Below are 16,168 nucleotides of genomic sequence, written 5' to 3' on the forward strand. Positions count from 1 at the left end.
CAACCAGGCCCCCCGTTTTTTTCTCATTTTGTGGATACCTCATGTTATCGAACAAGTCCTTGGCACTGGCGCTGTGCCTCACTATTACTGGCTGCGCACAAACACCACAAAGTGATGCCGAAGGTGGGCACTGGTGGTCATTTGGATCTGACAAGGCTGCTACCAAGGACGCCGTGACACAAACCGACGCCAAGCCGGATGCCAAACCTGCCGCCGGCGCCAAGCCTGTCGAACCTGTGGCCGCCGCTGCTGCTCCAGCGCCTGCACCGGTAGCCAAGGCTGACACCGGCTTCAACTGGTGGCCGTTCGCTGCCAAAAGCGCCGACGAAAAAGCGGCGGATGCCAAGGCCGACCTGAAAGCCGACCTCAAGGCCGCAACCCCTGCTTCCACGCCGGATGCTGCGCCTGCCGTCGCCAAGACCGACACCGAAACCAAATGGTGGTGGCCGTTCGAAAGCAAGCCAAAGCCACTGGCCAAGGTTGATGTGACCAACGTGCAGATGCCCGATCCGAAAATCACCCAAGCCTGGCTGGATGATTATGAGCCGCGTCTGCGCGCCGCCATCAAGGACAGCAACCTGCAACTGGAACGTCGTGACAACGTATTGGTCGTGATTGCCCCGGTGGACGGCTCCTACAACCCGAAACGCCCGGCAATGCTGCTGCCGGTCACACTCGGCCCGTTCACACGCGTTGCCAAAGCTGTTGAAGCTGACCCCAAGACCGCGGTCCTGGTCCTGGGTCACGTTGATGCCACAGGTACCGCCCCGGCCAGCCAGGCGTTGACCAAAGAACGTGCGCAATCCATTGCCTCTATCTTCAGCCTCAGCGGCTTGAAGCAGGATCGCTTGATGCTGCGCGGTATGGGCGACCTGATGCCGCGTGCCGCCAACGACAGCAATCAGGGGCGTGCGCTGAACCGTCGCATGGAAATCATGTTCACTCAGCGTACAACTATGCTGGCGCTGCTGAGCAAGTACAACTCGGGCAAACCACCGGTCGCCGACATGGTCGCGGTGCAAACTGCGCCAGCCCCTGTGCCGGCTCCGGCTGCGAAAAAAGCGGCTCCGGCGAAAAAAGCCCCGGCCAAGAAAGCTGCCGCCAAGCCAGCTGCGAAAAAAGCCGCTGCCAAGCCTGCCGCGAAAAAAGCCGCACCGAAGGCTGCCGCCCCGGCTGCGAACGACCAGGCGAAAAACTGATCCGTTGAAACAGAAGGATAAAGCTGCATGACCCAGGCACTGGCCGATATGCGCCGTGACTACACACGGGACGGTTTGAGCGAGGCCCAGGCCCCGGACGAGCCGTTTGCGTTGTTCCACCAATGGTTTGGCGATGCGGTGAAAACCGAGCAGCCACCGGTGGAGGCCAATGCCATGACCCTGGCAACGGTCGACCAGGACGGTCGCCCGCACTGTCGCATCCTGCTGCTCAAGGGCCTGGATGCACAGGGTTTTACCTTCTTCACTAACTATCAGAGCGCCAAGGGTGAACAACTCGCGGCGCGGCCGTTTGCGGCCATGACCTTCTTTTGGCCCTCCCTGGAGCGCCAGGTGCGCATCGAAGGGCGGGTGGTCAAGGTGACGCCTGAAGAGTCGGATGCCTATTATCAGGTCCGGCCTTTGGGCAGCCGTCTTGGCGCCTGGGCATCGCCGCAAAGCCAAGTCATTCGTGACCGTGAAGAGCTGCAGGAGCTGCTCAAGCAGACCGAACAGCGTTTCAGCGATACCCAACCCGACTGCCCCGAGCATTGGGGTGGCTATCGTTTGTTGCCTGAGCGCATCGAGTTCTGGCAAGGCCGCGCCAGTCGCCTGCATGACCGCCTGAACTATCGCCTGCAAGCGGGCGAGTGGACGCGCGAGCGCCTGGCGCCCTGAGCTACACCTTTCGTCATTCCATCTGAATGGTGATCATCACGCCGAAGTCTCTACACAGAGGCTTCGGCGTTTTTGATTGCGTGACTACAATAAAGAGCGCTTCCACGTGATTTTTGGATCGGGGCGGGAGCTACCGTTCGTCGAGTTTTTTGGTGCTGGCAGTCTGTACTCAGGCTGAATGAAAGCAATTTTCTGGCGTGCTTGCCGTGACAGGCGCCAAGCAGCGGCGTCTAATGAATACCTGTCCTTTGGAGTTGATGCTATGCGTAAGTCTGTTTTACTAGTTGCCTGCTTTACCACCCTGTCGTTGCTGTTGGGTGGCTGCGCCTCGAGTCTGACCGGCGACTCGTACTCCCGTGACGAGGCGCGTCGTGTACAGACCGTTCGCATGGGCACCATTGAATCCCTGCGTCCGGTGAAAATCGAAGGCACCAAGACCCCAATCGGCAGTGTTGCCGGTGCAGTGGTCGGCGGCGTTGGCGGCAGCGCGATCGGTGGTGGCCGTGGCAGTATCGTCACTGGCGTTATCGGTGCGGTTGCCGGTGGCTTGCTGGGTTCCGCCGCTGAAGAAGGTCTGACCCGCACCCAGGGTGTTGAAGTTACCGTTCGCGAAGACGACGGCAGCATGCGCGCCTACGTCCAGGCCGTCGACCCTAACGAAATCTTCCGCATTGGCGACCGCGTGCGCATCATGACGGTTAACGGCACCAGCCGTGTAACGCGCTAAGCGCTGGTTGTAGAAACGCAAAACCCCAACCGGGTGACGGGTTGGGGTTTTTTATTGCCTGCGGTTTTTTGAGAAAATGCAGGCAATAAAAAAACCGCTTTAGTAGGGCGGTTTTTATTGCAAGCCATGTCTAAGTTTGCCTGTGGCGAGGGCGCTTGCTCCCGTTGGACCGCGTAGCGGTCCCATGCTTTTAAAGCAAAGAGCAGGGGCCGCTACGCGACCCAGCGGGAGCAAGCTCCCTCGCCACAGTTACAGTGTCCGGGCAGGCATTCGCGCGGATACTTCACACCTGAAAGTGCTTCACCATCGTATTCAACTCATGCGCCAGGCTGGCAAGCGATTGCGAAGCGGCGGTGGTCTGAGTCGAGCCTTCGGCGGACTGAATCGACAACTGTTGAATATTCAGCAAGTTGCGGTCGACCGCCCGGGCAACGTCAGCTTGCTCCGCCGCCGCCGTGGTAATCACCAGATTGCGGTTGTTGATCTCGTCATTAGCGGCAAGGATATCCGCCAGCGCTTGCTGCGCCAGTTCGGCCAGGCCAATGGTTTGCTGGGTCATGGTGCTGCTGTCGAGCATGGTGTTGACGGTGCTGGCGGTGTTGGTCTGGATGCTGCCAATCATCTGTTCGATTTCCTGGGTCGATTGCGCGGTGCGATGGGCGAGGGCGCGTACTTCGTCGGCGACCACGGCAAAACCACGGCCCGCATCACCGGCCCGCGCCGCTTCGATGGCCGCGTTCAGTGCCAATAAATTGGTTTGCTCGGCAATGGTGCGGATAACGTCGAGCACTTTGCCGATGCCTTTGGCCTGCTCGGCCAGGCCTCCCACTTGGCTGGAGCTTAGCTCTACACCACGGGTCAGGGCCTGGATGGAACTCAGTGCCTCGACCATACGTTGCTGGCCTTTCAAGGCGATGCTGCGCGACGCCTGGGACAGGTCGGAGGTGGTGGCGGCATTCCGGGCGACCTCTTCAATGGCCGTGGTCATCTCGGTGACGGCGGTGGCGGCCTGCTCGATCTCGCCATGTTGCTGCTGCAGGTCGCGGCTGCCCTCGGCAGTAACGGCATTCAGTTCCTCGGCCGCTGCCGCCAGTTGGCTCGACGAGCCGGTTATTTGCCGCAGTGTCTGCACCAGGTTGTTGCGCATGGTCTCTTGTGCCCGCAACAGGCGTGTGGCTTCGTCATTGCCGGTCGGGTTTATGGGCTGGCTGAGATCGCCCTTGGCGATGGTTTCAGCCACCCGTACCGCCTCAATGATGGGGCCGGTGATGCTGCGGGTCAGCAGCCAGGCCACCAGCACCGTGCCGCCACTTACCAGCACGATGACGATGGCGATACCGCCCACGGCATGCTGGTACGCGGCCACGGAAGTCTGGCCGGCAAGTTCTGCGCCCTTGTTGGCGAGGTCGATCAACTGATCGAAGTTCTTGGTCATCTGCTCATAGCTTTCTCGAATGCTGTTGAGAAAGTCACGGGCGCCAGACTTGTCACCTGAGCGCGAGCGTTTGAGCATCTCGGTGTGGTTCTTGGCGTACCCTTCCAGGCTCTGGTTAAACACGTCCAGGCGCGATTTTTCCTCCGGCGTGCGCAACAGCGCTGCATATTGAGCCAGTTGCTCCTTGACGCTTTTCAGGCGACCCGCGGATTTGTCTTCGTAGGTCTGCATATCGGCGTCGCTTGCGGACAGGATGTGCGCCATTTCCCCCAAGCGAAAACGATCCAGCGAGGCATTGGCCAGGGCGAGGATCCTCACGCGCTGCATCCAGTTGTTTTGGATGTCGGCAGCCTGGGACTGCACTTCGCCGATCTGCTTGAGCGCGAACAGGCCGAGAAACACACTCAGCGACGCAATAGCAGCGAAGCCGATGAAGGCTCTGGCTGCGATTCTTATATTTCTCAGGAACATGGGTTTTCGCTCGGGCTGGGAACGCGTTGAAGAGCTGTGTCAGGCGGGTGCCCCAGACGGGGCAGGCGGATCGCCACAATCCTTAGTCGGCGGCCGAGACAAAGTCTTTAGGCGTTACGCGAAAGTGTCATCTTCGCCAAAAGAAAAACCCCAACCGGGTAACCGGCTGGGGTTTTTTGTGGGGCGTTCAGAGCGCTCAGGCTTTCTTGCGACTCGCCAGCGCTGTGACCGCGTAGCCAATACAGGCTGCCAGGATCGACCCGGTGAGGATGCCCATTCGATCCTCACCCGCGAACTCACTGGCGCCCGGCACAAAGGCCAGGGAGCCGACAAACAGGCTCATGGTGAAGCCGATGCCGCACAAGATGGCCACTCCCAGCACCTGGCCCCAATTGGCGCCGCTGGGCAGGGTGGCGATTCCGGTCTTGATGGCCAGCCAAGTGAGGCCGAACACGCCGATGGTCTTGCCGATCAGCAGGCCGGCAGCGATGCCCATGGGCACGTGGTGAGTGAAGCTGTCCAGGGTAACCCCGGTCAGCGACACGCCAGCGTTGGCGAAGGCGAACAACGGCAGGATAGCGTAGGCCACCCAAGGGTGCAGGGCGTGCTCCAGAGTCAGCAGTGGCGAGGGTTCGGCATTTTTGGTGCGCAGTGGAATGCAGAACGCCAAGGTTACCCCGGCCAGGGTGGCGTGCACGCCACTCTTAAGCACGCAGACCCACAGGATCAGGCCGATGATCATATACGGGCCGAGTTTGACCACGCCCAGGCGGTTCATCGCGATCAAGGCGACCAGGCACGTGGCCGCGCCCGCCAAGGCTGCATTCGACAGTTCGGCGGAGTAGAACACCGCGATGACGATGATAGCGCCCAGGTCATCAATGATGGCCAGGGTCATCAGGAACAGCTTCAGTGACACCGGTACACGCTTGCCGAGCAGGGCCAGGACGCCGAGTGCAAAAGCGATATCGGTGGCCATCGGGATTGCCCAGCCGGAAAGTGCGGCGGGGTTGTCCTTGTTCAGTGCCCAATAGATCAAAGCCGGCACCACCATGCCGCCAATCGCGGCCGCCCCCGGCAGTACCACTTGCGATGGCTTGGACAGATGGCCGTCGAGCAACTCGCGTTTGACCTCCAGACCGATCAGGAGGAAGAACAGCGCCATCAGGCCATCGTTGATCCACAGCAGCGCTGGCTTGGCGATTTTCAGCGCGCCAACCTGCGCCACCACCGGCGTATCGAGGAAGGCGCCGTAGAGGTGGGATAGCGGTGAGTTATTGATGATCAGCGCCAGAGCGGCAGCGGCGATCAATAACAGACCGCTGGCGGCCTCCAGCTGGAAGAAACGGGTGAAAGTGCTACGCAGAGGCAAGGGATGCTCTCCAATAAGGTTCAATAGGTGGGTACCCTAACCCGTACTGTTAGTTGTTAAAACAAAAGTTATATTCTTATTTGTTATAAGAGAGGGTCAGGATCGGTCTTGCGTCAAAGCTTAGCAATTGTGTGTCTAATTGAGTCGTCACTGTATCTGTGTGGCGTGTAGGAAAGCCCCTAAAATCGGGACTGAAACCCTTAGAGACTCACCTCATGAACGACCACCGTACCTGGGCTCGCGAAGCCATCCGTGTCATCGAAGCGGACTTCCAGCGCAGCGCCGACACGCACCTCATCCCTCTTCCATTGCCGGGGCTGCCGGGTATCGAGTTGTACTTCAAGGACGAGTCCAGCCACCCCACTGGCAGCCTCAAACATCGGCTGGCGCGTTCGCTGTTCCTTTATGCGCTGTGTAATGGCTGGCTCAAGCCGGGTGCGCCGGTGATCGAAGCGTCCAGTGGGTCTACTGCGGTGTCGGAGGCTTACTTTGCGCGTTTGCTTGACCTGCCGTTTATCGCGGTGATGCCGGCCACCACGTCCCAGGCGAAGATCGACCAGATTGCCTTCTATGGTGGCAAGAGCCATCTGGTAAAGGATCCGACGCAGATCTACGCCGAGTCCGAACGTTTGGCGAAGGAAAGTGGCGGTCACTTCATGGACCAGTTCACCTACGCCGAGCGCGCGACGGACTGGCGGGCAAACAACAACATCGCTGAGTCGATTTTCCAGCAGATGCGTTTTGAGCATTACCCGGAGCCGAGCTGGTTGATTTCCAGCCCCGGCACCGGTGGTACCACGGCGACCCTGGGCCGCTACGTGCGTTATCGCCAGCATTGCACCCGCGTGCTGTGTGCCGATGCCGAGCGTTCGGTGTTTTTTGACTACTACCAGACGGGCGATGCCAGTTTGCGTCTGGAGTGCGGTTCACGCATCGAAGGGATCGGCCGGCCACGGGTCGAGGCTTCGTTTTTACCCCAGGTGATTGATGCGATGGTCAAGGTGCCGGATGCGCTGTCATTGGCAGCCATGCATTACCTGGCCGAGCGGTTGGGGCGGCGGGTGGGTGGTTCCAGCGGGACTAACCTGATCGGCGCTTTGGTCGCGGCGCTGCAGATGAAAGCGGCGGGGGAGTCGGGGTCGATCGTGGCGATCTTGTGTGATGGGGGCGAGCGGTATGCGAACACGTACTACGATCAGGCTTGGTTGGCGGAGCAGGGGTATGAGCTTGGCGGCTTGATAGCAGCCGTTGCGGCCAGTGTAGAGAAGGGTGAGCCGTTGCCTGCCAGCGTCCTGCGCGCCAATATCTGACACGCCCAATAAACCCATGTGGGAGCTGGCTTGCCTGCGAAAGCGGAGTGTCAGTCGCCGAATTTATCGACTGAACCACCGCCATCGCAGGCAAGCCAGCTCCCACATTTGATACGGGTTGGCTGTAAGAAGTGCTTAAGCTTCTATACCCAGCATATCCCGCGCCAACGCCTCGGCAATCCGAATTCCGTCAACACCCGCCGACAGGATGCCACCGGCGTAACCTGCGCCTTCACCGGCCGGGAACAAGCCTTTCACGTTCAGGCTCTGCATCGACTCGTTACGGGTAATGCGCAGTGGCGACGAGGTGCGGGTCTCAATACCGGTCAGTACCGCATCGTGCAGCGAGTAACCTTTGATCTGTTTCTCGAACGCCGGCAGCGCTTCACGAATCGCCTCAATGGCGAAGTCCGGCAATGCCAGCGCCAGGTCGCCCAGGGCCACCCCCGGCTTGTAGGACGGTTCCACACTGCCAATGGCGGTGGACGGCTTACCGGCGATGAAATCACCCACCAGCTGCGCCGGCGCCTCGTAGTTGCTGCCGCCGAGGATGTAGGCGTGAGACTCCAGGCGCTCCTGCAACTCGATACCGGCCAGCGGTCCGCCTGGGTAATCCACCTCAGGCGTGATGCCGACCACGATGCCGGAGTTGGCGTTGCGCTCGTTGCGTGAATATTGGCTCATGCCATTGGTGACCACGCGGTTCGGCTCGGAAGTCGCCGCCACCACGGTGCCGCCCGGGCACATGCAGAAGCTGTAGACCGAACGGCCGTTCTTGGCGTGGTGTACCAGTTTGTAGTCGGCGGCGCCCAGTTTCGGGTGCCCGGCGTATTTGCCCAGGCGCGCTGCGTCGATCAGTGACTGCGGGTGTTCGATACGGAAGCCCACCGAGAATGGTTTGGCCTCCATGTACACGCCACGGCCGTGCAGCATACGGAAGGTGTCGCGGGCGCTGTGGCCCAGGGCCAGAATCACGTGCTTGGAGAGGATCTGCTCGCCGCCGTCGACGACCACGCCGTTCAACTGGCCATCTTCGATCAGCACATCAGTGACGCGCTGCTCAAAACGCACTTCACCACCGAGAGCGATGATCTGCTCGCGCATGTTTTCCACCACGCCGGTCAGGCGGAAGGTGCCAATGTGCGGCTTGCTGACGTAGAGGATTTCTTCCGGCGCGCCGGCCTTGACGAACTCGTGCAGCACTTTGCGACCGTGGAACTTCGGGTCTTTGATCTGGCTGTAGAGTTTGCCGTCGGAAAAGGTCCCGGCACCGCCTTCGCCAAATTGCACGTTGGACTCGGGGTTGAGCACGCTTTTGCGCCACAGGCCCCAAGTGTCTTTGGTGCGCTGGCGCACTTCCTTGCCGCGTTCGAGGATGATCGGCTTGAAGCCCATCTGCGCAAGCAACAGCCCGGCGAAAATGCCGCAGGGGCCGAAACCCACCACGATCGGCCGTTCAACCAAGCCTCGCGGCGCCTGGCCCACCACTTTGTAGCTGACGTCCGGTGCCGGGTTGATGTTGCGGTCATCGGCGAACTTGAGCAGCAGGGCGGCTTCGCCCTTTACGTTCAGATCGATGGTGTAGATGAAGCACAGCTCCGACGATTTCTTGCGCGCGTCGTAGCTGCGTTTGAACAGGGTGAAGTCGAGCAGGTCATCACTGGCGATGCCCAGGCGCTGCACGATGGCAGGCCGCAGGTCTTCTTCGGGATGGTCGATGGGCAGCTTGAGTTCGGTGATTCGTAACATGACAGGATCCGGTGGGCGGCGGGCTTCGATGCCGGCTGTTTTGCAAACCGGCGATTATAAGCCCCAAAGGCTGATTCCCGTCATGTTAAAACAGCCCAAGGCTGAATCAGTCGTCCCGCGAGCCGCCGAATGATGCACAACCGCGCTGGACCTGGCCATTGACCCGCAACTCGGCGGTCATGTGTTGCAAGCTCCCGCTGGCGGCATCGATGCAGCGTTGTGGGGCTACCCACAGTTCGATGTGCTGGTTATTGGCTTCGGTCATCAGGTTGAAACGGCCGTCACCCAGTTGCTCTTCGACAAAAGGCACCGCCAGTGGCGGCTGGCCCTCGCGTTCCAGCACCATGCCCTTGGCCGTTACGCTCATCGCCCAGGCCGGTTTATGGCCATTGGCCCGCAGAATCATGCGTTTGAAGTCCGGGTCGTTACAGGCCGAGGTCGAGCGTTCTACACGATACAGTTGTTGCAGGTCGACCGAACCCTGGGTGCCGCTGGCCACCCCGGAAAACTTGCCGCGTAAATCGGCAAACAGCACGCCTTGCTGGCCGGCCAGGGACGCGGCTTCCTGCAAGACGCTGGTGCCGCCGGTGTCATTGACCACGTAGTTGCGTTTGTCGCCGCACGGCTGGAACAGCAGTTTGTCGCCCACTGCCGTGAGCTCACCCTGCATGCGGGTCAGCCCGACGGTAGACGGTTTGGCCGGCTCGCTCTCGAACATCTGGCAAGCGGTGAAGAGGGGCAGCAGGGCAAACAGAGCAAGGGTACGGGCGGCGCGCATTATTGGGTCTCCAAACTAGTGCCGCCACGTTACGCAGGCTCGCACCGCACCACAAGCCCGTTCGCCGGGTTCAGGCGATTCTGACAGACATCATATTTCAGCCAACGATGTAGGTCTGACCAGTCTGTAAGCCTTCGACACTTTTCGCGTAGGCCAGTGCTACATCGGCACCCGGAGCCGGTTTGTAGCCGCGGAAGTACGGCGCGTAGCTGCCCATGGCTTCGAGCAAGACGGTCGGGCTCACCGAGTTGATGCGCAAGCCGCGCGGCAATTCGATCGCCGCCGCCTTGACGAAGGCATCCAATGCGCCGTTGACCAATGCGGCAGAAGCGCCGGTGCGGATCGGATCGCGGTTCAGAATGCCGCTGGTAAAGGTGAACGAGGCACCGTCGTTAGCGTAGTCGCGGCCGATCAGCAGCAGGTTGACCTGGCCCATCAGCTTGTCCCGCAGGCCCAGTTCAAAGTCGGCTTCGCTCATCTCACCCAGTGCCACAAAATTCACACTGCCTGCCGCGCAGACCAACGCGTCGAACTTGCCGGTCTGCTCAAACAGTTTGCGGATCGATGCGCTGTCGCTGATATCCACCTGGAAGTCGCCGCCGCTGCGGCCGATGCTGATCACCTCGTGACGCTGCGCCAGTTCCGCCTTGACCGCTGAGCCGACCGTGCCGCTGGCACCAATCAATAGGATTTTCATCGTGCTGTTCCTCCGGGGATTAAGTGAGGTTTCAGTCTAGGATGGCTTTTTAAGTGGATAAACGCGCTAATAGGCAACCTTTGGTTTTCAATTGGAAACAATCTATGAGCGAAATGGATGACCTGGCGGCCTTTGCCGTGCTGATCGAGGCGGGCAGTTTTACCCTGGCGGCGGAGCAATTGGGCTGCAGCAAGGGCCAATTGTCCAAGCGCATCAGCCAATTGGAAGCGCAGTTTTCGGTGGTGTTATTGCACCGTACCACTCGCAAGCTCAGCCTGACCGCCGCCGGTGCGGCGTTGTTGCCCCAGGCTCAGGCGCTGGTGGCCCAGGTGGAGCGCGCCCGTCAGGCGTTGGCGCGGCTCAAGGACGATCTGGCTGGGCCAGTGCGTATGACGGTTCCGGTGTCGCTGGGGGAGACCTTCTTCGATGGCTTGTTGCTGGAGTTCACCCAGCAATACCCGCAGGTTCAGATCGAGCTGGAACTGAACAACAGCTACCGCGACCTGGCGCGTGATGGCTTCGATTTGGGCGTGCGCATGGGGGCGATGGATAACGAGCGGCTGGTGGCCAAGCCACTGTTGGCCTGGCATGAAATGACCTGCGCCAGCCCGGCCTACCTTGCGCAGCATGGCGAACCGCTGACGCCTGCGGATCTGGCCGCGCACACCTGTCTGCTCAACAGCCATTACAGCGGGCGTGAGGAATGGCTGTACCACCAGCAACATGAACTGCTGCGGGTGCGGGTCAGCGGTACCTTCGCTTCCAACCACTACAACCTGTTGAAAAAAGCCGCCTTGGTGGGCGCCGGCATCGCCCGCCTGCCGTCCTACGTGTTACCGGCAGAACTGGCCGACGGGCGCTTGCGCTGGCTGCTGCGTGATTATCAAACGCGCAGCATGCCGATGTACCTGGTTCATCCTTATCAAGGTGGCCTGCCGCGCCGAACCCAAGTGTTGGCCGACTACTTGGTGGACTGGTTCAGACGCAGCGGCGAAACCCTGGATCGCCTTCAGCGGTAGCGGCGCGCGATCAGGTGATCAATCGACAGGCAACCTGGGCCTTTGGCCACCAACAGCAGCAGTAACGCGATCCAGGTGCCATGGGTGGGGTAGGCCTCGGGGTAGACGAACAGTTGAATGGTCAAGGTCATGCCGATCAGCGCCAGGGCCGAGAAGCGCGTGGCAAAGCCCACCAGGATCAGTACCGGGAAAAAGTGTTCGGCAAATGCTGCCATGTGCGCGGCCACTTCCGGTGACAGCAAGGGCACGTGGTACTCGCTGCGAAACAGCGGCAGGGTTGAAGCGGCAAGCTTGGGTTCGCCCAATTGGAAGGTGCCGTTGATGATATCAATCGCAAAGCCTTCGACTTTGGTCTGGCCGGACTTCCAGAACACCGCCGCAATGGAAAACCGTGCGAGAAAGGCGATCAGGCTGTAGGGGATTTTTTCGAACAGCGCGATGGTCCGTTTTACCAGGCAAGTAGGGGAAGTGTTCATGGCGATTCCTTTTGTTCTGTGTGCAAATGAATGATGGCGTCGTGGCAGATCAGCAGTGTCAGGCAATGGTTGAGGTCGAATTCGGCTGATGCTTCAAGCGCGTGCTCTACCGCTATTTCCAGGCCTGATCCCTGGTCAAGGCTGTTGATAAACGCCACCGAACCGCTGTCGATGGCGAAGACCTTGACCGCCAAGCCCTGGCGTAACACCAGTGCACTTTGGGCGTACCAAGGGTTCAAGGTGGCAATGGTGCCTTCGGTCTGGTGCGCGGCCCATACCGCAACCACGGCGTAGGGTGAATTCAAGGTGGCCAGGGACGGATGCAGGTGCAGGCTTAGCTGCCCCAGGTCGGTCGGCCCTTGCAGTTGTTCAAGGATGGCCTGCTGATTCAGTGGCTGGCGGTCCGCGGCGTGATAAGCACGCACCCGCAGGCGTTCCAGGCGTGCGACGTCCGCCAGGTAAGGCACGCTCGCAGCCGGTTCGAACGCCTGGATGAACGCGGCAAACGTGCTGCCGTAATCGCTGATCAACGGGCTGTCGGGCGGGCTGGCTTGCACGTACAGGCTGGCCATCGCGCGAAAAAATTCATCGCCAACCAATTGCAGCGTTACCGGATAAGCGGCGGCGAGCGCGTTGATCAGCGAGCTGTGGACATTGTTTCGATACACCGCGAAACGGCTGGCCGGGTCGGCGCCGTTGCTGCTGAACAATCCGTCGGGGCAGGCCTGGTCGGCGTCGAGCAAGGCGCCGGCAAATGCAGCTTGATCGCTCATGGCTTCAATACCTTCGCCTGTGACAGATGCCAGTCGGCGTGTTGGGCTTCGGCGTGTAACACGCTGAAGGCGGGCACCTGGTTGTCCCGCTCGATCAGCGTGGCCACCGGGCCGGTGCACTTGAGCACCTGTTCATAGAGCTGCCACACCGCGTTATCGATGGGCGCGCCATGGTCATCGATCAGCAGGCGGTCGCCCAGGCTGTCGGTGTCTTCGGCAAAGCCGGCCAGATGAATCTCACCGACGGCCTTCAGCGGTAGCGCATTGATGTAGGCCAGTGGATCGCGCTGATGATTGATGCACGACACATAGACGTTGTTGACGTCCAGCAACAGCCCGCAACCGGTGCGCCGGATGACCTCGCTGATGAAGTCCGTCTCGTCCAGGGTCGAGCGTTGGAACTGCAGGTACGTCGAGGGGTTCTCCAGCAGCATCGGCCGCTTGAGGGTGCTTTGTACCTGATCGATGTGCTCGCACACCCGGTCCAGGGTCGCGGCGTCGTAGGCAAGCGGCAGCAAGTCATTGAGGAACACCGGGCCGTGGCTGGACCAGGCCAGGTGTTCAGAGAAAGAGTGGGGTTGATAGCGTTCGATCAGCGTGGCCAACCGTGCCAGGTGCTCACGATTAAGCGGGCCTTCGCCGCCGATGGACAGACCCACGCCATGCAATGACAGTGGGTACTGTTCGCGTATCAAACCCAGGTAGTGATGAAACGGGCCGCCGGCGACCATGTAGTTTTCGGCGTGAACTTCAAAAAAACCGATATCGGGCGAGGTCTCGAGCACTTCAAGAAAGTGCTCGTTCTTCAGCCCCAGCCCGGCCCGGTAAGGGAGGCCGGGCACCTGAGCCGGTGAGACCGTGTGCTGGGGTAAAAGCGTCATCATCAGTACTCAGGTTTTGCAGGGTTTCAGGACTTGGCGGTGAAGGCTGCTTCCTGGCCGAAACCGGTCGGCGAGGTGGCGCTTGGGGTCTTGGCGCAAGTGCCGGCTGGGACCAGTTTCCAGGCGTTGGCCTGGTCTTTGACTTTCGAGGTACCAGCACAGGTAGTACCGGCGCCTGCAGCGCAATCGTTCTTGCCGGCTTCGGCGACACCAAAGCACTTGTCCATTTTCGCTTCGTCAGCGTGGGCCATGTTGGTCAGGGCGGAAAAGCTCAGGGCCGAACCCAGGGCCAGAACGAGGGTAGCGGCGGACAGCGAACGGGATTTAGTAGTCATGGTGTAACTCCAGCAGTGAGGTTGGGTAAGGAAGCGTTTTTGCTTGCTTACCCCTCTAGAGTTGGGGCATCAGGCTGCGTTACAGCAGGTGATAAATAAATTTTCGAGGCCGAGCAAATGGCGCCGTGAGTCTTAGTGTTCGCAAGCCCCGTATGCGCTTGCTGTAGGATCAAGCAATGCCTGGCACTGGGCGAATGTGCGCAAGACCAATAAGGAGCGTTGGCTGTGAAGAACCGCTTTGCAGATTTTTTCATCAGCAGAAATTTCTCATTCTTGTGGCTGGGGCAAGCCCTCTCATCGTTTGGCGAGTTCGTTTTCGAGAGCACCGTCATTGTGTGGCTGGTGACTGACTTGTTTCACGACAGCGCGTTCTTGCCGACGGTCGTAGGCCTGGCAGTGGCGGCTTCGGCTATTCCGCGTGTATTGGTAGCACCACTGGCCGGGGCTTGGGTGGACAGGATGACGCCGCTGTACGTGATGATCGCGGCGGACGGCATTCGGGTGCTCAACTTCCTGATCTTTTTTGTGATCTATTCACTGTCCGGCCTGGACCCGATGCAAGTGCTTGTCGGTGTGCTGCTGTTGTTGTTGGTTAACAGCACGGCCGCACAGTTTTTCAACCCGTCACGCCAGGCGATCATGCAAGTGGTCATCCCTTCGGCACGACGCGTTGAAGCATCGGCCAAGGCAATGTTTTCCCTGACGGGCATTTCAGTGTTGTCGGCGTCCCTGGGGCCGGCCTTATTTGTCTGGGTTGGCCCCACCCTGGCACTGCTGATCAATGTGCTGGCCTTTGCCTGTTCGGCCCTGTGCATCGAGTCTACCCAGGGCCTGCGCCGGACCTTGCTGGCCGAGCAACAACGGCTGCCCTTTTGGCATGGAGTGCTCGCAGGGCTGCGGTTTTCCTGGGGGCACGCCTCGATCAGGACGTTGTTGATCGGTGTCGCGTTGTACGGGTTTTCCCTGGGGGTCAATAACGTCGCGTTGTCCTTGTACGCCTTCAAAACCCTGGGCTTGAGCCCTTATGAATACGGCCTGATTCTCGCAGCGTTCCCTGTGGGCGGGTTGATTGCTGCCGTGCTGGTCCGGCCGCTGTTGAAGTCATTGAGCACGCGCCAGGCCTTTACCTTTGCGCTGCTGTGCATGGGGTTCAGTTACCTGGCGTATTCGCTGCATCCGCCGTTTTACCTGGCCTGGGCGCTGATGTTCAGTTGTGGGTTGTTCTTCTCGGTGTTTGCGATTGTGCAAGGGCCGATGCTTCAGGAAGCCGTGCCTGAAGGCTACATGGGGCGTGTGTCCGCGACGGTCACGCCGGTACTGGCCATCGCCTCGTTGACCGGTACGCTGGTGTGTTCTCAGACATTGAATAGGGCAGAGCGCGTCATAGCCTATTTCGACGCGCCGCTGGATGTGTACGGCGCGTATATCTTCCTGGCGGCGGGCTTGCTGCTATTGGGCGGGGCATTGATGCTGGCCGGCCAGCGCGCGGGCAAGGGGGAGTTGGTCGCGACGCTTTGAACCGCGATAAAAAAACGGCCCGAAGGCCGTTTTTTTGTTACCTCAATGGCTCAGCCACCGAGATAGGCTTCACGCACCTTCGGATCCGTGAGCAATTGCTCCCCGGAGCCCTGCATCACCACCCGGCCGTTTTCCAGCACGTAGGCGCGGTCGGCGATTTTCAGCGCCTGGTTGGCGTTCTGCTCCACCAGGAATACCGTCACACCGTCCTTGCGCAGTTGTTCGATGATATCGAAGATCTGCTGGATGATGATCGGTGCCAGGCCCAGTGAAGGCTCGTCGAGCAGCAACAGCTTGGGCTTGCTCATCAGCGCCCGGCCGATGGCGAGCATTTGCTGCTCGCCGCCGGACATGGTGCCGCCGCGCTGGCTGAAGCGTTCCTTGAGCCGTGGGAACAGGTGCAGCACCTTGTCCATCTGCTCCTGATAATCGCCCTTATCGGTGAAGAACCCGCCCATGGCCAGGTTCTCTTCCACCGTCAGGCGCGAGAACACACGACGGCCTTCGGGCACCACGGCAATGCTCTTGCGCATGATCTCGGAGGAAGCCTGGCCCACCAGTTCTTCACCCATGTAGCGGATGCTGCCGCTATGGGCCTGGGGTGAACCGCACAGGGTCATCAGCAAGGTCGACTTGCCGGCACCGTTGGCGCCGATCAGCGTGACGATTTCACCTTGGCGCACTTCCACGTTGACGCTGTGCAGCGCCTGGATCTTGCCGTAGAAAGTGGAAACGTTTTCGAATTGCAGCATT

General features: G+C 60.2%; 16 protein-coding genes. 6 read left to right on the top strand and 10 right to left on the bottom strand.

Going from position 1 to position 16,168, the window contains the following annotated elements:
• Positions 1–41 precede the first annotated feature (41 nt).
• The 3 genes from AOA62_RS10205 (at position 42) to AOA62_RS10215 (ending at position 2,601) form a co-directional block, all read left to right on the top strand.
• Positions 42–1,199, top strand: coding sequence for an OmpA family protein (locus AOA62_RS10205; protein ID WP_099548575.1), 1,158 nt, complete (start codon positions 42–44; stop codon positions 1,197–1,199).
• A gap of 27 nt (positions 1,200–1,226) precedes the next feature.
• The gene (gene pdxH, locus AOA62_RS10210) at positions 1,227–1,874 is read left to right on the top strand and encodes a pyridoxamine 5'-phosphate oxidase (protein ID WP_099548576.1); all 648 of its coding nucleotides are present in this window, start codon (positions 1,227–1,229) and stop codon (positions 1,872–1,874) included.
• 262 nt (positions 1,875–2,136) lie between these two features.
• A complete protein-coding gene (locus AOA62_RS10215; protein WP_017137197.1) occupies positions 2,137–2,601 on the top strand; it encodes a glycine zipper 2TM domain-containing protein in 465 nt (154 codons plus the stop codon).
• A gap of 283 nt (positions 2,602–2,884) precedes the next feature.
• Here the strand turns inward: AOA62_RS10215 and AOA62_RS10220 are convergent, their stop codons facing one another.
• Together AOA62_RS10220 and nhaA are read right to left on the bottom strand one after the other, a co-directional pair.
• Positions 2,885–4,507: a methyl-accepting chemotaxis protein gene (locus AOA62_RS10220; protein ID WP_099548577.1), complete on the bottom strand. Its 1,623-nt coding sequence runs from the start codon at positions 4,505–4,507 to the stop codon at positions 2,885–2,887.
• Positions 4,508–4,703: 196 nt separating this feature from the next.
• Positions 4,704–5,879, bottom strand: coding sequence for a Na+/H+ antiporter NhaA (nhaA, locus tag AOA62_RS10225; RefSeq protein WP_099548578.1), 1,176 nt, complete (start codon positions 5,877–5,879; stop codon positions 4,704–4,706).
• A gap of 215 nt (positions 5,880–6,094) precedes the next feature.
• On the opposite strand from nhaA, the gene AOA62_RS10230 reads away from it, so the two are divergent.
• Positions 6,095–7,189 (top strand): PLP-dependent cysteine synthase family protein, encoded by a 1,095-nt coding sequence (locus AOA62_RS10230; protein WP_017137200.1) that lies wholly within the window; start codon positions 6,095–6,097, stop codon positions 7,187–7,189.
• A 135-nt stretch (positions 7,190–7,324) separates the two neighbouring features.
• On the opposite strand, the gene AOA62_RS10235 is transcribed toward AOA62_RS10230, so the two are convergent.
• From AOA62_RS10235 to AOA62_RS10245, 3 genes are all read right to left on the bottom strand, one after another.
• Positions 7,325–8,938, bottom strand: coding sequence for an NAD(P)/FAD-dependent oxidoreductase (locus tag AOA62_RS10235; RefSeq protein WP_017137201.1), 1,614 nt, complete (start codon positions 8,936–8,938; stop codon positions 7,325–7,327).
• A 106-nt stretch (positions 8,939–9,044) separates the two neighbouring features.
• On the bottom strand, positions 9,045–9,716 hold the full coding sequence (locus tag AOA62_RS10240) for a COG3650 family protein (protein ID WP_099548579.1): 672 nt from the start codon (positions 9,714–9,716) through the stop codon (positions 9,045–9,047).
• Positions 9,717–9,813: 97 nt separating this feature from the next.
• The gene (locus tag AOA62_RS10245; RefSeq protein WP_099548580.1) at positions 9,814–10,413 is read right to left on the bottom strand and encodes a short chain dehydrogenase; all 600 of its coding nucleotides are present in this window, start codon (positions 10,411–10,413) and stop codon (positions 9,814–9,816) included.
• Between the two features lie 104 nt (positions 10,414–10,517).
• On the opposite strand from AOA62_RS10245, the gene AOA62_RS10250 reads away from it, so the two are divergent.
• On the top strand, positions 10,518–11,432 hold the full coding sequence (locus AOA62_RS10250; RefSeq protein WP_099548581.1) for a LysR family transcriptional regulator: 915 nt from the start codon (positions 10,518–10,520) through the stop codon (positions 11,430–11,432).
• Here AOA62_RS10250 and AOA62_RS10255 read toward each other — a convergent pair.
• Genes AOA62_RS10255 through AOA62_RS10270 form a run of 4 tightly spaced genes read right to left on the bottom strand, consistent with a single transcriptional unit; the run spans position 11,423 to position 13,897 of the window.
• The gene (locus tag AOA62_RS10255) at positions 11,423–11,908 is read right to left on the bottom strand and encodes a DoxX family protein (protein WP_017137204.1); all 486 of its coding nucleotides are present in this window, start codon (positions 11,906–11,908) and stop codon (positions 11,423–11,425) included. The genes AOA62_RS10250 and AOA62_RS10255 overlap by 10 nt on opposite strands.
• On the bottom strand, positions 11,905–12,681 hold the full coding sequence (locus AOA62_RS10260) for a DNA-binding domain-containing protein (protein ID WP_099548582.1): 777 nt from the start codon (positions 12,679–12,681) through the stop codon (positions 11,905–11,907). Before AOA62_RS10260 ends, AOA62_RS10255 begins: the two co-directional genes overlap by 4 nt.
• Positions 12,678–13,565 (bottom strand): DUF692 domain-containing protein, encoded by an 888-nt coding sequence (locus AOA62_RS10265; RefSeq protein ID WP_017137206.1) that lies wholly within the window; start codon positions 13,563–13,565, stop codon positions 12,678–12,680. Before AOA62_RS10265 ends, AOA62_RS10260 begins: the two co-directional genes overlap by 4 nt.
• Positions 13,566–13,588: 23 nt before the next feature.
• Positions 13,589–13,897 (bottom strand): DUF2282 domain-containing protein, encoded by a 309-nt coding sequence (locus AOA62_RS10270; RefSeq protein ID WP_017137207.1) that lies wholly within the window; start codon positions 13,895–13,897, stop codon positions 13,589–13,591.
• Positions 13,898–14,122: 225 nt separating this feature from the next.
• Here AOA62_RS10270 and AOA62_RS10275 point away from each other — a divergent pair, with 225 nt between their 5' ends.
• Complete coding sequence (locus AOA62_RS10275; protein WP_099548583.1) at positions 14,123–15,415, top strand: MFS transporter; 1,293 nt, start codon at positions 14,123–14,125, stop codon at positions 15,413–15,415.
• A 50-nt stretch (positions 15,416–15,465) separates the two neighbouring features.
• Here AOA62_RS10275 and AOA62_RS10280 read toward each other — a convergent pair whose 3' ends face one another.
• Complete coding sequence (locus tag AOA62_RS10280) at positions 15,466–16,167, bottom strand: ABC transporter ATP-binding protein (protein WP_099548584.1); 702 nt, start codon at positions 16,165–16,167, stop codon at positions 15,466–15,468.
• Position 16,168 lies beyond the last annotated feature (1 nt).

This window comes from Pseudomonas sp. 2995-3, assembly GCF_002742565.1.
In the GTDB taxonomy this organism is placed as follows: Bacteria; Pseudomonadota; Gammaproteobacteria; order Pseudomonadales; family Pseudomonadaceae; genus Aquipseudomonas; species Aquipseudomonas edaphica.

What these genes read in the sequence shown, in the direction of transcription:
- AOA62_RS10205 (WP_099548575.1), top strand. Translation starts at nt 42, where the DNA reads ATGTTATCGAACAAGTCCTTGGCACTGGCGCTGTGCCTCACTATTACT.
- pdxH (WP_099548576.1), top strand. Translation starts at nt 1,227, where the DNA reads ATGACCCAGGCACTGGCCGATATGCGCCGTGACTACACACGGGACGGT.
- AOA62_RS10215 (WP_017137197.1), top strand. Translation starts at nt 2,137, where the DNA reads ATGCGTAAGTCTGTTTTACTAGTTGCCTGCTTTACCACCCTGTCGTTG.
- AOA62_RS10220 (WP_099548577.1), bottom strand. Translation starts at nt 4,507, where the DNA reads ATGTTCCTGAGAAATATAAGAATCGCAGCCAGAGCCTTCATCGGCTTC.
- AOA62_RS10230 (WP_017137200.1), top strand. Translation starts at nt 6,095, where the DNA reads ATGAACGACCACCGTACCTGGGCTCGCGAAGCCATCCGTGTCATCGAA.
- AOA62_RS10235 (WP_017137201.1), bottom strand. Translation starts at nt 8,938, where the DNA reads ATGTTACGAATCACCGAACTCAAGCTGCCCATCGACCATCCCGAAGAA.
- AOA62_RS10240 (WP_099548579.1), bottom strand. Translation starts at nt 9,716, where the DNA reads ATGCGCGCCGCCCGTACCCTTGCTCTGTTTGCCCTGCTGCCCCTCTTC.
- AOA62_RS10245 (WP_099548580.1), bottom strand. Translation starts at nt 10,413, where the DNA reads ATGAAAATCCTATTGATTGGTGCCAGCGGCACGGTCGGCTCAGCGGTC.
- AOA62_RS10250 (WP_099548581.1), top strand. Translation starts at nt 10,518, where the DNA reads ATGAGCGAAATGGATGACCTGGCGGCCTTTGCCGTGCTGATCGAGGCG.
- AOA62_RS10255 (WP_017137204.1), bottom strand. Translation starts at nt 11,908, where the DNA reads ATGAACACTTCCCCTACTTGCCTGGTAAAACGGACCATCGCGCTGTTC.
- AOA62_RS10260 (WP_099548582.1), bottom strand. Translation starts at nt 12,681, where the DNA reads ATGAGCGATCAAGCTGCATTTGCCGGCGCCTTGCTCGACGCCGACCAG.
- AOA62_RS10265 (WP_017137206.1), bottom strand. Translation starts at nt 13,565, where the DNA reads ATGATGACGCTTTTACCCCAGCACACGGTCTCACCGGCTCAGGTGCCC.
- AOA62_RS10270 (WP_017137207.1), bottom strand. Translation starts at nt 13,897, where the DNA reads ATGACTACTAAATCCCGTTCGCTGTCCGCCGCTACCCTCGTTCTGGCC.
- AOA62_RS10280 (WP_099548584.1), bottom strand. Translation starts at nt 16,167, where the DNA reads ATGCTGCAATTCGAAAACGTTTCCACTTTCTACGGCAAGATCCAGGCG.